Genomic DNA, 16,487 nt, shown 5'->3' with positions numbered 1-16,487 from the left:
GTCGGCCTTGCCGCTCTCGATGGTGGCGCTGTGGGCATGGGCGGTGCTGAACCGCCGGGTGCTGGCGAGGCGGCGCTCGCGCAGGGTCCTGGTTGCGTCAGGTGCCGTAGTCGGCGACATGGAAGCCGACGGGGGGTCCCGGACGCTGCGCTGGCTGCTTGACCCGCCGAAGATCGGGCGGCCGCGCTGGCTTGTCGCGGAGCTCCAGTTGGTACCTGTCGGCTTGCTCCTGGGGCAGCTGCTGAGTTCGCCGGTCCCGCCGTTGGCCGCAGCGGTTCTGGTCGTGCCGCTCCACCGGCAACGAGCTCGGTGGCGAACGGCGCACGAGGCGCAGGGCAGGGCGCTGGCGATCACCGAACTCTGTACCGCGCTGGCGGGCGAGTTGCGCTGCGGTGCCACCCCGGAGCAGGCGCTGGATGCGGTCGCCAGTCGCAGCCGGTCGGCAGGAGGCATGCTCGATCGACTCGGGCCGGAGGCCGTCGTCCGGCTGGCCGCGGGGCGGTACGGGGCTGATGTTCCGGCGGCCTTCCGTTGGTTGGCAGAACTCCCCGGCGGCAGTGGGGCAGCAGCGCTCGGGGCGTGCTGGCAGGTCACTGCGGACAGCGGTAGCAGCCTGGCCACCGGTCTCGACCAACTGACGGAGGGACTCAGGGCGGAGCGGGCGTTGGCGGAGGAGATCCGCAGTGAGCTGGCGGGTCCCCGGACGACCGCGGCGCTACTGGCCGCTCTGCCGGTCCTTGGGCTGGTCCTTGGCAGCGCGCTGGGAGCGCAGCCGTTGTGGGTGCTGCTGCATACACCGGTGGGGCTGGGGTGCTTGGGCGCGGGTGTGCTGTTGGAGGTGGCCGGCCTGCTCTGGACGGAGTGGATCGTCCAGCAGGCCCGGCATCTTGCAGGCATCGGCGCACATGGAATGCCTGTGCGCGATGCCGATCGAACGGCAGCGGATCGGGGCTCGCGACAGCCGAGCGTCCGTCGTCCGTATCGGGCCGGCGCACCGAGGAGAGAGGTGTCGAGGTGAGTGCAACTGTCGTCCCTTATGCGGTGCCAGCTTCAACAGTCGAGCAACTCCTTGTGTTCGCAGCCGCGGCAGGGGCAGTCGGCGGTGCGTTCGTGTGGGGCCAGTGGTGGCTGCGCAAGCGCTTGCTGCGTCGGCGGGCCGTGCGTCTGGAGGGCGACTGGCAGGGTGCGGAGCCGACAGGTGGGAGGCGTCGACCTGACGTGGCAAGGGAGTTCGGGCGTCTGGCGCGGCGGCCGCAGCGGTGGGTCGTCCGCAAGGAGGTCGCCCTGCCGATGCTGGCCGGGCTGACGACGGCCGGTGTCATCGGCGGCCCGATCGGTCTGCTGGCGGGCGTGTTGGTGGGAGTGGTGTTGCGACTGCGGTTGCCCGGGGTACGGACCGCCGAGATTCGACGGTCGGAGCACGAGGAGGCCCGACTGCAGGCCCAACTGCCTTTGACCGCAGAGCTGCTGGCCGCCTGCCTGAGCTCGTCGGCGGTTCCGGCTCAGGCGACGGCCGTGGTTGCGCGGGCAGTGGGTGGGCCGATGGGCGAGCGATTGTCTGCGGTTTCGGCCGAACTCCTGCTCGGTGCACCGCCGGTCGTCTGCTGGGGGCGGCTTGGAGAGGACTGCCGGACCCTCGCACCGCTGGCGCGCTGCCTTGTCAGGACCAGCGTCAGTGGTACCCCACCGGCTGCTCCGCTCATCGGTCTGGCTGTCGACCAGCGGGCGGCGGCGGTCCGTGCGGCGCGTGCTCGGGTCCGCAAAGCCGGCGTACTGGCCACCGCTCCCTTGGGGTTGTGCTTTCTGCCGGCATTCGTCCTGATCGGCATCGTGCCGGTGGTGGTGGGTCTGGCGACCTCGTTCACGCAGCACATCTGAGGGCAGCTTCACCGTCCGGCCTGGAAAGCAAAAGCACCGCGACCAGAAACCGGGTGCTTGAAAGAAAGGAAGGTTCGCACATGAATGGAATCTTCGGGGACGCCGTCCCCTGCATCACCTTTGTTCCCTACCCGCCGCACAACCGCGTTGCGGAAATCACCCGGCTCGAAGAGCCGAGCCGGGAAGAGCCGACCCTGGTGCTGGTCGCGTGCCCGGCGGACACCACGTGCGGAACAGCCAAGCAGGGTGGACGGCATGGGCCGGGCAGGCCGAGCCGTCTGCGCCGCTCCCTGCGCCGACGGATGCGGTGGCTCGGTGCGAGGGTCTGCGGCAAAGCTGCGGCCGGCGGTGACAGCGGGATGTCCACCGCCGAATACGCGGTGGGGACGGTAGCGGCGTGCGGCTTCGCCGCGCTGCTCTACAAGGTCGTGACGGGCGGTGGGATCACTGACGCTCTCACCGAACTGGTCAACCGGGCACTCCATGCGGTCTGACGCGGGACCCAGGGGCAGCAAGGGCAGCAGGGACAGTAGCGGCTGCCGGGGTAGCCCGGACGGTGGCTATGTGACCGCCGAGACAGCCGTGGTCCTGCCCACTCTCGTGCTGCTGATGGCTCTGCTGGTCTGGGGCGTGCTGACCACCGCGGCGCAGCTGCGCTGCATCGATGCCGCCCGTGTCGGGGCCCGCTCGGCCGCCCGAGGTGATGGCGACGCCCTCGCCCTCGCCCGGGCGGCGGCGCCACGCGGCGCGACCGTGCGACTCGTGCAGGACAAGGAAACCGTCCGGGTGGAGGTGGAGGCCGAATGTCTGGGACCGGGTGGACTGGCCGCTGCGCTCTCCCTGCGGTTGACGGCGCAGGCGGTGGCGGTTCGAGAGGACGTGTCGGGGGAGGGCTTGGCATGACTGTGCGGCGGACATCGGCGCGGGTGCTGCTTTCAGCGGGCTGTGACCAGGGTTCGGCGACCCTCTGGCTGACGGCGCTGGTGCTGCTCGGCGGCGCCGTCTTCGGGTTCGCCGTGGTCCTGGGTGTGGTGCTCACCGCCAGACACCGTGCCGAGTCTGCCGCCGATCTCGCCGCCCTCGCGGCGGCCGATCACCTGCTGCTGGACGCCGACGGTGGCTGTGCGCGGGCGGCAGCCGTCGCGGACGCACAGCGGGCCACCATGGTGTCCTGCGCGGTGGATCTGGCGGCGGACAGCGTCGAGGTCGTCGTCCAAGTCCCTGTTCGGGGCGTGCGCCTACCGGTCGGCCCGGCCACCGCGCGAGCGAGAGCCGGGCCGGTGTGGTCGTTCGGCGGTGCGAGCGAGACCGACCCGAGCGATACCGACGCGAGCGAGACCGACGCAGAGCGCGCTCGTTCGGTGCGCCCCGCCGGGCACTCAGCCACCGGGGGCACCTGCCAACAGGACGGTCAGCAGCCTGATCGCGCCGGCCTTGTCCAGCGGGTCGTTGCCGTTCCCGCACTTGGGAGACTGGACGCAGGAGGGACACCCGCGCTCGCATTCACAGGCCGTGATGGCGTCTCGGGTCGCGGTCAGCCACTCCACCGCGCGATGGAACCCGTGCTCGGCGAAGCCCGCGCCGCCCGGGTGGCCGTCGTAGACGAAGACGGTGGGCAGCCCGGTGTCCGGGTGCAGCGGGACCGAGACACCGCCGATGTCCCAGCGGTCGCAGGTCGCGAACAGCGGCAGCAGGCCGATGGAGGCGTGTTCGGCCGCGTGCGCGGCGCCGGGCAACTGGTCGAAGGGGATCGTCGCGTCGAGCAGTTGGTCCTCGGTGACGGACCACCAGACTGCCCTGGTGCGCAGGGTCCTGGGCGGCAGGTCGAGCTTGGTCTCGCCCAGGATCTCCCCGGTGGAGATCCGCTTCCGGAGGAAGCCGACGACCTGGTTGACCACCTCGACCGAGCCGAAGTTCAGGGTGCCCTCGCCCCACCGGATGGACCGGTCGGTGGACAGCACCGAGATGGCGGTGGTGTCGCGGGCGGACGTGCTGTACGGGGGGTTGGCCGGCTCGACCAGGGCCACCGAGGTCTCCAGGTCCAGGTCCTGGACGAGGTAGGTCCGTCCCTGATGGAGGTGGACGGCGCCGGCGTGCACGCTGGTGTGCGAGGCGGCAGCGTCCACGGTGCCCAGCAGGCGCCCGGTGGCGCTCTCGACGATCTGGACGGGGTTTCCGCCGCTGCCGCGCAGGTCCACGGCGTCTGCGGCGCGCTCCCTGCGGGTCCAGTACCAGGCGCCGTCGGAGCGTCGCCGGAGCAGTCCGCGCTGTTCCAGCACCGGCAGCAGCTGTGCGGTCGACGGGCCGAAGAGCGCCAGGTCCTCCTCGCCCAGAGGCAGTTCGGCCGCCGCCGCGCACAGGTGCGGGGCGAGGACGTGGGGGTTGTCCGGGTCCAGCACGGTGGCCTCCACCGGCCGCGCGAAGAGGGCCTCGGGGTGGTGCACCAGATACGTGTCCAGCGGGTCGTCGCGGGCGATCAGGATGGCGAGTGCCCCCTGGGCCTCCCGACCGGCCCGGCCGGCCTGCTGCCACAGGGACGCCCGGGTGCCCGGGTACCCCGCCAGCAGGACGGCGTCCAGCCCGGAGACGTCGACGCCGAGCTCCAGCGCGGAGGTGGAGGCCAGGCCGAGCAGCCGGCCGGAGTGCAGGTCACGTTCCAGGGCCCGGCGCTCCTCCGGGAGGTAGCCGCCGCGGTAGGCCGCGACCCGGCCGGCGAGCGAGTCGTCGAGGTTGTCCTGGGCCTGCAGGGCGACCAACTCGGCGGCCCGGCGGGACCGGACGAAGGCCACCGTGCGGGTGCCGGCCGCCACCAGGTCGGTCAGCAGGTAGGCGGCCTCGCTGGTGGCGGTGCGCCGTACCGGGGCGCCGTGCTCCCCGACGTGCTCGGTCAGCGGCGGCTCCCACAGCCCGAAGACCATCGGACCGCGCGGCGAGGCGTCGTCGGTGACCGCGACGCTGGGCAGCCCGGTCAGCCGCTCGGCCGCCGAGGCCGGTTCGGAGGTGGTGGCAGAAGCCAGCAGGAAGGTGGGATCGGCGCCGTACCGACGGCACAGCCGCCGTAGCCGGCGCAGCACCTGGGCGACGTGTGAGCCGAACACCCCCCGATAGCTGTGGCACTCGTCGATCACGACGTACCGCAGCGTCTTGAGGAAGGAGGACCAGCGGGGGTGCGCCGGGAGGATGCTGCGATGCAGCATGTCCGGGTTGGTCAGCACGTACGAGGCGTACTGGCGGACCCACTCGCGCTCCTGCGGCGGGGTGTCACCGTCGTAGAGCGCCGCTCGTACCCGCTTCGGGGCGAGCTCGGTGGCCCGGCGGCGCTGGTCGGCCGCCAGAGCCTTGGTCGGAGCGAGGTAGAGGGCGGTCGCGCCGCGGCCGTTGGGAGCCTCGGTGCCGTCCAGCAGGTCGCTGAGCAGCGGCGCGAGATAGCCGAGCGACTTACCGGAGGCCGTTCCCGTGGCAATCACCACGGTTTGGCCTGTTTGGGCCAGATTCATGGCCTCTGCCTGGTGAGCCCATGGCTGTTCGATGCCGAGCTCCAGCGCGGCGGCGCGGATTTCCGGTCGGATCGTGTCCGGCCAGGGGGCATGGCGTGCCTGGCGCGCGGGCAGATGCTCCGTATGGGTGAGTCGCTCCGAACGACCTCTACTGGCGACCAAGGTCGCGAGCAAGGCCTCGGGCGGGCGATGGCGGGGCGGCATGAGGACCCAGTGTGTCACTGGAGTGACGCACAATCGTGGCAAGCCATCGTGCGGGCATGCTGCCAGGTGGTTGAATGATGCGGTGGCGGGCCAGTTGGCCGCGGCCGGTGGCACCTGGGCCGGTCGCTCGACCATGCGGTGGAGACCGCGTGGCCGGGATCGGCAGCCGAGAACGGCCGATGCCGCCCGACTCGCGGTACAACGCAATGTGACGTAGCAAGGCAAGGTGCTGGAGGTTCCGTGGACCTGTCCCTGTCGACCCGTACAGTCGGCGACCGCACGGTCGTCGAAGTTGGCGGCGAGATTGATGTGTACACCGCCCCTAAGCTGCGGGAGCAGCTGGTCGAGCTCGTCAATGACGGCAGCTATCACCTGGTCGTCGACATGGAGGGAGTGGACTTCCTTGACTCGACCGGTCTGGGCGTCCTCGTGGGCGGCCTGAAGCGGGTTCGCGCACACGAGGGCTCGCTGCGCCTCGTGTGCACCCAGGAGCGGATCCTGAAGATCTTCCGGATCACCGGTCTCACCAAGGTGTTCCCGATCCACTCCTCGGTCCAGGACGCCGTCGAGGCGACCGACTGAATTCTTTCGACCGGCTGAGCCGCTGGTCGACTGATCCCAAAGCTTGTCCGCCGGACGAGCCGCCCGGTCCACCGACCGCACCTCGGTCCGTGGGCCTGGCGGCTCGTCAGGCGGCGGTTTTCGACGCCCACCGGCAGTGCCCCGAGGGGGAGACATGGCAACCGTCGAACTGCGATTCAGCGCTCTTCCCGAGCATGTGCGGACAGCCCGACTGGTGGCCGCAGCGGTGGCCAGACGCGCTGGCGTGGACGAGTCGGTGCTCGACGAGGTCAGGCTGGCGGTGGGCGAGGCCTGCTCGCGAGCGGTCGGCCTGCACCAGCGCGGCGGTCTGAGTGGCGCGGTCCGAGTAGCCCTGACCGACCAGGAGAAGCGTTTCCTCATCGAGGTCGGTGACGGCGCGGGCGCGCTCAGCGACATCGCCGCCGCGGGGGAGGCATCCGAGTCCGGCGAGGGCGTCGACGACACCCTCGGTCTCGCGGTGATCACCGGTCTGGTGGAGGACGTGGAGGTCGGCCGGGACGACGACGGCGGGCTGATCAGGATGAGCTGGCCGGTCAGCGGCTGAAGGCAGCCGCCAGCCGGACCCGCTCGACCGAGGCGACCCGCGCGACCGCCACGACCGAGCGATCCGCGCGATCATGACGACCAGCGTGACCGAAAAGAATCATGGGTTGTTGCCGGAAATTGATGTTTCCGGCAACAACCCATGATTCTTTTCGCTTTGTGCTGCGCGCGGTCTATTTCAATCGTGCGCTGATTCCTACACTCCTGGATATCCGGTCGGGCCGGTGGGATCGTGCCCGGTCGCCTGTGCCACCAGAACCACTCGCGCGCCATGCCGACAGGCCGGCGCGCCAGTCGTCAGGGAGGACGCATGGCGGGAATCACTCTCATCACACCTGATTCAGCAGACGCATTCGTACATTCGCATACCTGGAACGGGCTGGCCGACGGATCGTCAGGGGCCGCCGTGCTCACCGGCGGGAATCAGCTGGTCGTACTGATCGTCGGCCTGGTGGCTCTCGCTGCCCTGGCCGTCGCTGTTGTGATGGTGCGTCAAGTGCTCGCATACGACGCGGGGACGCCCGCGATGCGGCGGATCGCCGAGGCCATCCAGGAGGGCGCGAACGCCTACCTGGCCCGGCAGTTCCGCACGCTGGGGGCTTTCGCCACCGGTGTGTTCTTCCTCCTCATGCTGCTGCCCGCGGACAACTGGCCGCAACGGCTCGGCCGCTCGGCGTTCTTCCTGGTGGGCGCGGCCTTCTCGGGGGCCACCGGCTATCTGGGCATGTGGCTCGCGGTCCGCGCCAACGTCCGGGTGGCGGCGGTCGCCCGCGACGTGGTCGCCGGTGAGGAGCAGCCCGCGCAGCACCGCGCGATGCGGATCGCCTTCCGCACCGGCGGGGTGGTCGGGATGTGCACCGTGGGCCTCGGACTGCTCGGTGCGGCGGTCGTGGTGCTGGTCTACCGAGCCGACGCCCCAAGGGTGTTGGAGGGCTTCGGGTTCGGCGCCGCGTTGCTCGCGATGTTCATGCGGGTCGGCGGCGGCATCTTCACCAAGGCGGCGGACGTCGGCGCCGACCTGGTCGGCAAGGTCGAGCAGGGCATCCCGGAGGACGACCCGCGCAACGCGGCCACCATCGCGGACAACGTCGGCGACAACGTGGGGGACTGCGCCGGGATGGCGGCGGACCTCTTCGAGTCGTACGCGGTGACCCTGGTCGCGGCGCTGATCCTGGGCCGAGCGGTGTTCGGGGACGTCGGCCTGGTGTTCCCGCTGGTCGTTCCGGCGGTGGGCGTGGTCACGGCGGTGCTGGGGATCGTCGCGGTCGCACCGCGCGCCACGGACCGCAGCGGAATGACCGCGATCAACCGCGGCTTCTTCCTCTCCGCGACGGTCTCCCTGCTGCTGGTCCTCGGCGCGGTGTTCGCCTTCCTGCCGGGGAGCTTCGCCGGGCTGCACCACGTCCCCGCGGCGATCAGCGGCCACGCCGGCAACCCGCGCGTCTTCGCGCTGGTCGCGGTGGCGATCGGCATCGTGCTGGCGGTGCTGATCCAGCAGTTGACGGGCTACTTCACCGAGACCAGCCGACGACCGGTGCGGGACGTCGGCAAGAGCTCGCTGACCGGCCCGGCGACCGTGGTGCTGTCCGGCATCTCGCTCGGTCTGGAGTCGGCGGTCTACTCCGCCGTGTTGATCGGCGCGGCGGTCTACGGCGCGTATCTGCTGGGCGGCGGCTCCATCGTGCTCGCGCTCTTCGCGGTCGCGCTGGCCGGTACGGGCCTGCTGACCACGGTGGGCGTGATCGTGGCGATGGACACCTTCGGCCCGGTCTCCGACAACGCGCAGGGCATCGCCGAGATGTCCGGCGAGGTCGAGGGCGCCGGTGCTCGGGTGCTCACCGAGCTGGACGCCGTGGGCAACACCACCAAGGCGATCACCAAGGGCATCGCGATCGCGACCGCGGTGCTCGCGGCGACGGCGCTCTTCGGCTCGTTCACCGACGCGATCAACGAAGCCGTGGCCGGCGCCGGCGGGAACACCGCCGGCGCGGCGAGCCTGAGCCTGGACATCTCCCAGCCCAACAACCTGGTCGGCCTGCTGCTGGGCGCCGCTGTGGTGTTCCTCTTCTCCGGACTCGCCATCAACGCGGTCTCCAGGTCGGCCGGTTCGGTGGTCTTCGAGGTGCGTCGGCAGTTCCGCGAGCACCCCGGGATCATGGACGGCAGCGAGACGCCCGAGTACGGCAAGGTGGTGGACATCTGCACCCGCGACGCGCTGCGGGAACTGGTCACCCCGGGCCTGCTGGCGGTGCTGGCGCCGATCGCGGTGGGTTTCGCGCTCGGGGTCGGCGCACTGGGGTCGTACCTGGCGGGCGCGATCGGGACCGGGACGCTGATGGCGGTGTTCCTGGCCAACTCCGGTGGCGCCTGGGACAATGCGAAGAAGCTGGTCGAGGACGGCGCGCACGGTGGCAAGGGCAGCGCCGCGCACGCGGCCACGGTGATCGGCGACACGGTCGGCGACCCGTTCAAGGACACCGCAGGACCGGCCATCAACCCGCTGCTCAAGGTGATGAACCTGGTGTCGCTGCTGATCGCGCCGGCCGTGGTGCGTTTCAGCTTCGGCGTGCATGCCAGCGCGGGCGTGCGGGGCCTGGTGGCGGGGTTGGCGGCGCTGGTGGTGGTCGGCGCGGTCTATCTCTCCAAGCGTCGGCCGGTGGCCGTGGCGGACCAGGGCGCACCCGTGGAGGCGCTACCGAGCACATCGTGAGACAGCATTGACAAATTGTTGAAGGGCCAGCTTCTCTGCTGATCGGACTGATCGCAACCTGCCGATCAGCGACCAGCTCACGAGAGGCGAGCCCATGCGGATCCGCATCCTCTGGCCGGCTGGCCAGGCCACCGCGACCCTGCGGTCCACCACGACCAGTGAGGCGATCTGGGAGGCGCTGCCGATCAGCGCCTCCGCGAGCACCTGGGGCGAGGAGGTCTACTTCGGCACGCCGGTGAGCGTCCCGCGCGAGCAGGACGCGCAGCAGGTGGTGGCGCCGGGCACGGTCGCGTTCTGGACGGACGGCGACAGCCTGGCGCTGCCGTACGGGCGCACGCCGATCTCGCACGGCGACGAGTGCCGGCTGGCCAGCCCGTGCAATCTGCTCGGCGCGCTGGACGGTGACCCGCAGGTGCTGCGGACAGTGCGCGACGGCGACCCGATCCGGGTGGAGCGGGCCTGACCGGTGCGTCGGCCGGGCAGCGGCGGACCGTCGAGGATGCCCCGTCCGGTAGTTTCACCCGGGACGTATCGGGACTGGACGGAAAGGGCTCTCCTGGTGGACGAGCGAAAGCGGGCAGGCCGACGGCTGCTGGCGGTACCGGTGCTGGGGGCGCTGCTGGCCTCCGGCGCGGTCGCCTGCAGCAGTGACAACAGCGGGCAGTTGAACGCCTGGGCGGCGAACGTCTGCGGCGCCATGCGCACCCCGATCACCCAGTCGCAGACCTCGCTGAGCGACACCGGCGTGGTCAAGCCCGGCGAGGCGCCCGCCGATCTGCAGAAGCGGCTCGCCGCGGACATGGGGACGCTGGGCACCAGCAACCAGCAGATCGCCGACGCGATCAACAAGGCCGGTGCGCCAAAGACCTCCAACGGCGCCGGGCTGCAGAAGGACGCCGTCAGCGAGCTCACCCAGGCGGCCCAGGGCTACCAGGGCGTTCAGGCCAAGTTGCTGGCGCTGCCGACCGCCGACCAGGCGAAGTTCGCGGACGGCCTGAAGAGCATGGGCGACCAGGTCCAGCAGCTGGCCAATCTCTCCACGGGGGCACTGGCGAAGCTGCAGAGCGGGGACCTGGGCAAGGCCGTCGCCAAGCAACCGGGCTGCAAGAGCTCCCCGGCGAGCGGCACCCCGGCAGCACCGGCCTCACCCGCCGCGCCCGGAGCCTCCGGCGCCCCTGCGGCCTCACCCGCCGCACCCGGCTCGCCCGCGGCACCCGGCGCCGCGAGCGGTTCGCCCGCGCCGGCCAGTCCCGCGCCGGCCAGCCCGGCGGCAGCGAGCCCCGCGCCCGGCAGCCCCGCGCCGGCGGGAAGCCCGGCCGCTGCCGTGAGCCCCTCGCCCGCCGCCTCGTAGCGCGCACCCGGCTAGCCCGCCGACTACGCCGCCCACCGCGGCCCGGTCGGCGGGCTCGCACGCCGGCACCTGCGGCGGCACCCGCGCCGGCACCCGCAGTGGCGTGTGCCGAGACCGGCCACGACAGCGGGACAATGGCGGGGTGACCAAGCTCCCCGTTCCCGACCCCGCCCGCCTCGCCCGCCTGCGCGAGGCACTGCTCGCCGCCGGCTACACCGCAGACGGCTGCCTCGATCTGCTCGGCCCCACCGGCTACGCCGCGCTGGCCCGCAACGAGGCGGTCCCCGCCCTGCGCGCGACCCGTGGCGGCACCCCGCTGGAGACGCTGGTCCGGCTCTTCCTGCTCCAGCAGCCGGTGCCGTACGCCGCGGCCGCCGCCGCTCTGCCGGTCGACGAGGCGCTCGCGGACGGCTGGCTGCTGCGCGACGGCGAGGAGGTCCGGGCCACCGTCGACGTCCGCCCGTACGCCAACGAGGTGGCCGGCCTGGCCAGCGCCGACGCCTGGGTGGTCTCCGACCTCGGCTGCGCCGTCGGCGGCGCGGGCGGCATCGGTGCCGGCGGCAGCGCCGGAGCAGTGGACCGCCGGGAGTTGGTGCTGGGCGTGGGTGGCGCGTCCACCACATTGGCGAACCTCGCCGTGCGCCGCCCGGTCCGCGCCGCCCTCGACCTCGGGACGGGCTCCGGCGTGCAGGCCCTGCACGCCGCTCGCCACGCCCAGCAGGTCACCGCGACCGACCTCAACCCCCGTGCGCTGGCCTTCGCGAGGCTCACCCTGGCGCTCTCCGGTTTCACCAACACCGACACCGCGCAGGGCAGCCTCTTCGAGCCGGTGGGACAGCGGAAGTTCGACCTGATCGTCTCCAACCCGCCGTTCGTGATCTCCCCCGGCAGCCGGTTCGTCTACCGGGACGGCGGGATGGCGGGCGACGACCTGTGCCGCAGCCTGGTCCGCGGCGCCGCCGAGCACCTGGAGCCCGGCGGTTACTGCCAGTTGCTGGCCAACTGGCAGCACGTCAAGGGTGAGGACTGGCACGACCGGCTGGCCGGCTGGGTGGCGGGCACCGGTCTGGACGCCTGGGTGGTCCAGCGCGAGGTCCAGGACGTGGCCCAGTACGCCGAGTTGTGGCTGCGCGACGGTGGCGACCACCTGACTGCGGCGGCCGACTACCAGTCCCGCTACAACGCCTGGCTGGACGCCTTCGAGGCCGCCCAGGTCGAGGGCATCGGCTTCGGTTGGATCACGCTGCGTGCCGGTGGCGCCGACCGCCCGACCGTCCGGATCGAGGAGTGGCCGCACACCGTCGAGCAGCCGCTCGGCCCGCACATCGAGCAGTGGTTCGCCCGCCAGGACTTCCTGCGCACGCACGACGACGCCGCGCTGCTGTCGGCCCGTTTCGTGCTGGCCGACGAGGTCGTCCAGGAGCAGATCGGCGCCCCGGGGGCGGAAGACCCGGAGCACGTCGTACTGCGGCACAACCGCGGCATGCGCCGGGCGACCAAGGTGGACACCGTCGGCGCCGGCTTCACCGGAGTCTGCGACGGCACCCTGGCGGCCGGCGAGATCATCGACGCGATCGCCCAGTTGCTCGGTGAGGACCGGGTGCGACTGCGCGACCGGGTGCCGGAGTCGCTGCGGATGCTGGTCGAGCAGGGCTTCATCGAGCCGACGGCCTGACCCGCCCACCGTCTGACCCGCCCACCGCCTGACGCACCCACCGTCTGACGCACGGTCGGAGTCCGGGACGATTCGCCGCAGTTCACCGATCCGTCTCCGGGACTTTGCCTGGCGGACGTCGAACAGTGCGTCGCGGTTGTCCCCGGGCTGCGAGGCTCCCGCCGCAGAAGATCTTCGCGGGGGCTGGCGAGAGGGGGACCGGGGCGTGGAGACACCGACCGCGGTGGTGGCCGGGAGTGCACTGGCGCTCTTCGGTAGCGCTTTGCTGATCTGGTGCGCCGCCGAGCTGCGCCTGCGCCACCACCTGCGCCGGCACGGCATCCCGGTCACCGCGATGGTGGTCCCCGACGTCCAGGCCGCCGAGGCGCTGGATCCGGCCCCGCTGCTCGCCTACGCCACGCTCCCGTCGGTGCTCCCGGCGGCGGACGGCGCCTGCGGCCGCGTCGAGTCGGTCGCCGTGCTGGCCCGTCCGCGCGGCCGGACCCCGCTGCGCCGCCCGGCGGGGCTCGCCCCGGGCAGCGCGGTACGGGTCTGCTACGACCCGTTGCGCCCCGCCCGGGTCGTGCTGACCGGTGCCGGGACGGTGGCCTCGTTGCCGGCCGACGTGTTCTGGACGATTCTCGGCACCAGCAGTCTGGCGGGGGGCCTGAGCCTGCTGGCCTCGGTGGTCGCCCGCTGAACCGGCACCTTCCGGCACAGCTCCACCGCCCGCTACCGGCCGAAATGCGGCCTCGCCGACACCCCGCTCAGAAGAACTGCGCGACACGAACGTCCATCATCGGGTTACCGTTCGAGTGGCGTCGGTCGGTCCTGCCGGTGAAAAAGCGGGATCCGTCCGTTTGACAAGGGTGGCCGGGGTACGGTCACACTCCGCTGGTGGGATCGTCGCGATGCGGCACCACAAGGCGGTGTGTGTCGGGCGGCGGACTGCCCGCGCTGCCCGCGGTGACCGGTCCCATGACCGGTCGGAGTCCGCGGGCCACGTCGGCCAGCACAGGTAAACGACCGGGAGAGAAGAGCGAAGGTGTCCCCGAGCAGCGAGACCGCGCGCAACGGCAAGCGACTCGTCATTGTCGAGTCGCCGGCCAAGGCGAAGACGATCAAGGGCTATCTCGGCCCCGGCTACATCGTCGAGGCGAGCGTCGGGCACATCCGCGACCTTCCGGGGACCGCGGCCGAGGTTCCGGACCAGTACACCGGCGAGGTCCGCCGGCTCGGCGTCGACGTCGACCACGACTTCGCCCCCATCTATGTGGTCAACGCGGACAAGAAGTCGCAGGTCTCCAAGCTGAAGGCACTGCTCAAGGAGTCCGACGAGCTCTTCCTCGCCACCGATGAGGACCGCGAGGGTGAGGCGATCGCCTGGCACCTGCAGGAGGTCCTCAAGCCCAAGGTGCCGGTCAAGCGGATGGTCTTCCACGAGATCACCAAGGACGCCATCCAGGCGGCCGTGGCCAACCCGCGCGAGCTGAACCAGAAGCTGGTGGACGCTCAGGAGACCCGCCGCATCCTCGACCGCCTGTACGGGTACGAGGTCTCGCCGGTGCTCTGGAAGAAGGTCATGCCGAAGCTGTCGGCCGGCCGCGTCCAGTCGGTGGCGACCCGCCTGGTGGTCGAGCGCGAGCGCGAGCGGATCGCCTTCACCTCCGCCTCGTACTGGGACCTGACCGCGACCTTCGCGACCGGTCGGACCGCGAGCGACGCGGCCAACCCGGAGAACTTCGGCGCCCGGCTCTCGACCGTGGACGGCAAGCGGATCGCCAGCGGCCGCGACTTCGGCTCCGACGGGCAGCTGAAGAGCGCGAACACCCTGCACCTGGACGAGCCGACCGCGCGGGCGCTGGTCGCCGCGCTGGAGCAGACCGCGTTCAGCGTCCGCAGCGTCGAGTCCAAGCCGTACCGCCGCTCGCCGTACGCGCCGTTCCGCACCACCACGCTCCAGCAGGAGGCCAGCCGCAAGCTGGGCTTCGGCGCGAAGCGCACCATGCAGGTGGCCCAGAAGCTGTACGAGAACGGCTTCATCACCTACATGCGTACCGACTCCACCACGCTCTCCGAGACCGCGATCAACGCGGCCCGGGCGCAGGTCACCCAGCTGTACGGCGCCTCCTACCTGCCGGACGCGCCGCGCACCTACGCCAGCAAGGTCAAGAACGCGCAGGAGGCGCACGAGGCGGTCCGCCCCTCCGGCGACCGCTTCCGCACCCCGGCCGAGACCGGTCTGAGCAGCGACGAGTTCCGGCTCTACGAGCTGATCTGGATGCGCACCGTCGCCTCGCAGATGAAGGACGCGGTCGGACAGTCCGTCACCGTCAAGGTGGGCGGCACCTCTTCGGACCGCCGCGACGTCGAGTTCTCCGCCTCCGGCAAGATCATCACCTTCCACGGCTTCCTCAAGGCCTACGTCGAGGGCGCGGACGACCCCAACGCCGAGCTGGACGACCGCGAGCGCCGGCTGCCGCAGGTCGCCCAGGGCGACCCGCTCGCCGCCGAGCAGCTCACCCCCGAGGGCCACGCCACCAAGCCGCCGGCCCGCTTCACCGAGGCCTCGCTGGTCAAGGAGCTGGAGGACCGCGAGATCGGTCGGCCCTCGACCTATGCGTCGATCATCGACACGATCATCGCCCGCAAGTACGTCTTCAAGAAGGGGACGGCCCTGGTGCCGTCCTTCCTCTCCTTCGCCGTGGTGAACCTGCTGGAGAAGCACTTCGGCCGGCTGGTCGACTACGACTTCACCGCGCGGATGGAGGACGACCTCGACCGGATCGCCAACGGCGAGGCGCAGTCCGTGCCGTGGCTCAAGCGCTTCTACTTCGGCGAGGGCGAGGGCCACGCCGCGGGCGGCGCCGCCGAGGCCGGCAACGGTGACGGCGACCACCTGGGCGGCCTGAAGGAGCTGGTGACCGACCTCGGCGCGATCGACGCCCGGGAGATCAGCTCGTTCCCGCTGAGCAAGGACATCACCCTGCGGGTCGGCCGCTACGGCCCGTACGTGGAGAAGGCCTCGCAGGTCGAGGGCGAGCCCGGCCAGCGCGCCGACGTGCCCGATGAGATGCCGCCGGACGAGCTGACCGTCGAGCTGGCCGAGGAGCTGCTGGCCAAGCCCAGCGGCGACTTCGAGCTGGGCACCGACCCGGTCAGCGGCAACCCGCTGGTGGCCAAGGACGGCCGCTACGGCCCGTACGTCACCGAGATCCTGCCCGAGGGCACGCCGAAGACCGGCAAGAACGCGGTCAAGCCGCGCACCGCCTCGCTGCTCAAGACGATGTCGCTGGACAGCGTCACGCTGGACGACGCGCTGCGGCTGCTCTCGCTGCCGCGGGTGGTCGGCGCGGACGCCGAGGGCGTGGAGATCACCGCGCAGAACGGCCGCTACGGCCCGTACCTCAAGCGCGGCACCGACTCGCGGTCGCTGACCGACGAGGAGCAGATGTTCACGGTCACGCTGGAGGAGGCGCTGGCCATCTACGCGCAGCCCAAGCAGCGCGGCCGGGCCGCCGCCGCGCCGCCGCTCAAGGAGCTGGGCAACGACCCGGTCAGCGAGCGCCCGGTGGTCGTCAAGGACGGCCGCTTCGGCCCGTACGTGACGGATGGCGAGACCAACGCGACGCTGCGCAAGGACGACGACGTCGAGACCATCACGCCCGAGCGGGGCTACGAGCTGCTCGCCGAGAAGCGGGCGCGCGGGCCGGTGAAGAAGGTGGCCAAGAAGGCTCCGGCCAAGAAGGCGACCGCCAAGAAGACCGCCGCGAAGACCACCACGGTGGCGGCCAAGAAGACGGCGGCCAAGAAGACGACCACCGCCAAGACCGCCGCCAAGACCACGGCGGCCAAGAAGACCGCGGCGAAGAAGACGGTGGCCGCGAAGGCCGCCGCCGAGCAGGACTGATCGCTCCACCGCCGGGCCCCGCATCGCCGATGCGGGGCCCGGCGGCATGTCCGCGCCGCGCGGCCGGTGCGGGGTGCGTCACAGTCCGGACCGTCACAACCCTGTCATGGGCGGGATCCGGAACCCCATGAACCCGA

The 16,487-nt window shown here is 71.6% G+C and carries 13 protein-coding genes and 1 pseudogene; 13 read left to right on the top strand and 1 reads right to left on the bottom strand.

The annotated features are described in order from the left end of the window. The first annotated feature begins 7 nt into the window (after window positions 1-7). The 5 genes and pseudogenes from P3T34_RS18460 to P3T34_RS18440 form a co-directional block, all read left to right on the top strand. Window positions 8-1,018, top strand: a complete 1,011-nt coding sequence (locus P3T34_RS18460) for a type II secretion system F family protein (RefSeq protein ID WP_280667135.1) — start codon at window positions 8-10, stop codon at window positions 1,016-1,018. Next, window positions 1,015-1,878 carry a type II secretion system F family protein gene (locus tag P3T34_RS18455; protein WP_280667134.1) on the top strand — a complete coding sequence of 288 codons (864 nt, stop codon included), beginning with the start codon at window positions 1,015-1,017 and terminating at the stop codon, window positions 1,876-1,878. The genes P3T34_RS18460 and P3T34_RS18455 overlap by 4 nt, the downstream gene beginning before the upstream one ends. Window positions 1,879-1,958: 80 nt before the next feature. Beyond that, window positions 1,959-2,372: a DUF4244 domain-containing protein gene (locus P3T34_RS18450; protein ID WP_280667133.1), complete on the top strand. Its 414-nt coding sequence runs from the start codon at window positions 1,959-1,961 to the stop codon at window positions 2,370-2,372. 70 nt (window positions 2,373-2,442) lie between these two features. Next, the gene (locus tag P3T34_RS18445; protein WP_280667132.1) at window positions 2,443-2,781 is read left to right on the top strand and encodes a TadE family type IV pilus minor pilin; all 339 of its coding nucleotides are present in this window, start codon (window positions 2,443-2,445) and stop codon (window positions 2,779-2,781) included. Then, window positions 2,682-3,098, top strand: a pseudogene (locus P3T34_RS18440) (Rv3654c family TadE-like protein); the annotation flags it as partial. The gene P3T34_RS18445 and the pseudogene P3T34_RS18440, both read left to right, overlap by 100 nt. Before the next feature lie 159 nt (window positions 3,099-3,257). Here P3T34_RS18440 and P3T34_RS18435 read toward each other — a convergent pair. Further along, window positions 3,258-5,714: a DEAD/DEAH box helicase gene (locus P3T34_RS18435; RefSeq protein WP_280667131.1), complete on the bottom strand. Its 2,457-nt coding sequence runs from the start codon at window positions 5,712-5,714 to the stop codon at window positions 3,258-3,260. A gap of 105 nt (window positions 5,715-5,819) precedes the next feature. Between P3T34_RS18435 and bldG the strand changes: the two genes are divergently transcribed. The 8 genes from bldG (at window position 5,820) to topA (ending at window position 16,350) form a co-directional block, all read left to right on the top strand. Next, window positions 5,820-6,161, top strand: a complete 342-nt coding sequence (gene bldG, locus P3T34_RS18430) for an anti-sigma factor antagonist BldG (RefSeq protein ID WP_280667130.1) — start codon at window positions 5,820-5,822, stop codon at window positions 6,159-6,161. A gap of 154 nt (window positions 6,162-6,315) precedes the next feature. Next, entirely contained in the window at window positions 6,316-6,726 is a 411-nt protein-coding gene (locus P3T34_RS18425; protein ID WP_280667129.1) for an ATP-binding protein, read from the top strand. A 378-nt stretch (window positions 6,727-7,104) separates the two neighbouring features. Then, on the top strand, window positions 7,105-9,435 hold the full coding sequence (locus P3T34_RS18420; RefSeq protein ID WP_280672205.1) for a sodium-translocating pyrophosphatase: 2,331 nt from the start codon (window positions 7,105-7,107) through the stop codon (window positions 9,433-9,435). A gap of 94 nt (window positions 9,436-9,529) precedes the next feature. Next, window positions 9,530-9,898 carry a cyclophilin-like fold protein gene (locus P3T34_RS18415; RefSeq protein ID WP_280667128.1) on the top strand — a complete coding sequence of 123 codons (369 nt, stop codon included), beginning with the start codon at window positions 9,530-9,532 and terminating at the stop codon, window positions 9,896-9,898. 96 nt (window positions 9,899-9,994) lie between these two features. Beyond that, complete coding sequence (locus P3T34_RS18410; protein ID WP_280667127.1) at window positions 9,995-10,786, top strand: hypothetical protein; 792 nt, start codon at window positions 9,995-9,997, stop codon at window positions 10,784-10,786. 142 nt (window positions 10,787-10,928) lie between these two features. Beyond that, a complete protein-coding gene (locus tag P3T34_RS18405) occupies window positions 10,929-12,461 on the top strand; it encodes a class I SAM-dependent methyltransferase (RefSeq protein ID WP_280667126.1) in 1,533 nt (510 codons plus the stop codon). Between the two features lie 205 nt (window positions 12,462-12,666). Further along, window positions 12,667-13,140 (top strand): hypothetical protein, encoded by a 474-nt coding sequence (locus P3T34_RS18400; protein ID WP_280667125.1) that lies wholly within the window; start codon window positions 12,667-12,669, stop codon window positions 13,138-13,140. A gap of 345 nt (window positions 13,141-13,485) precedes the next feature. Continuing rightward, window positions 13,486-16,350: a type I DNA topoisomerase gene (gene topA, locus P3T34_RS18395; protein ID WP_280667124.1), complete on the top strand. Its 2,865-nt coding sequence runs from the start codon at window positions 13,486-13,488 to the stop codon at window positions 16,348-16,350. Window positions 16,351-16,487: the final 137 nt, after the last annotated feature.

Source organism: Kitasatospora sp. MAP12-44, from assembly GCF_029892095.1.
Classification (GTDB): domain Bacteria; phylum Actinomycetota; class Actinomycetes; order Streptomycetales; family Streptomycetaceae; genus Kitasatospora.
This window is presented reverse-complemented; position numbering and strand designations above follow the sequence as displayed.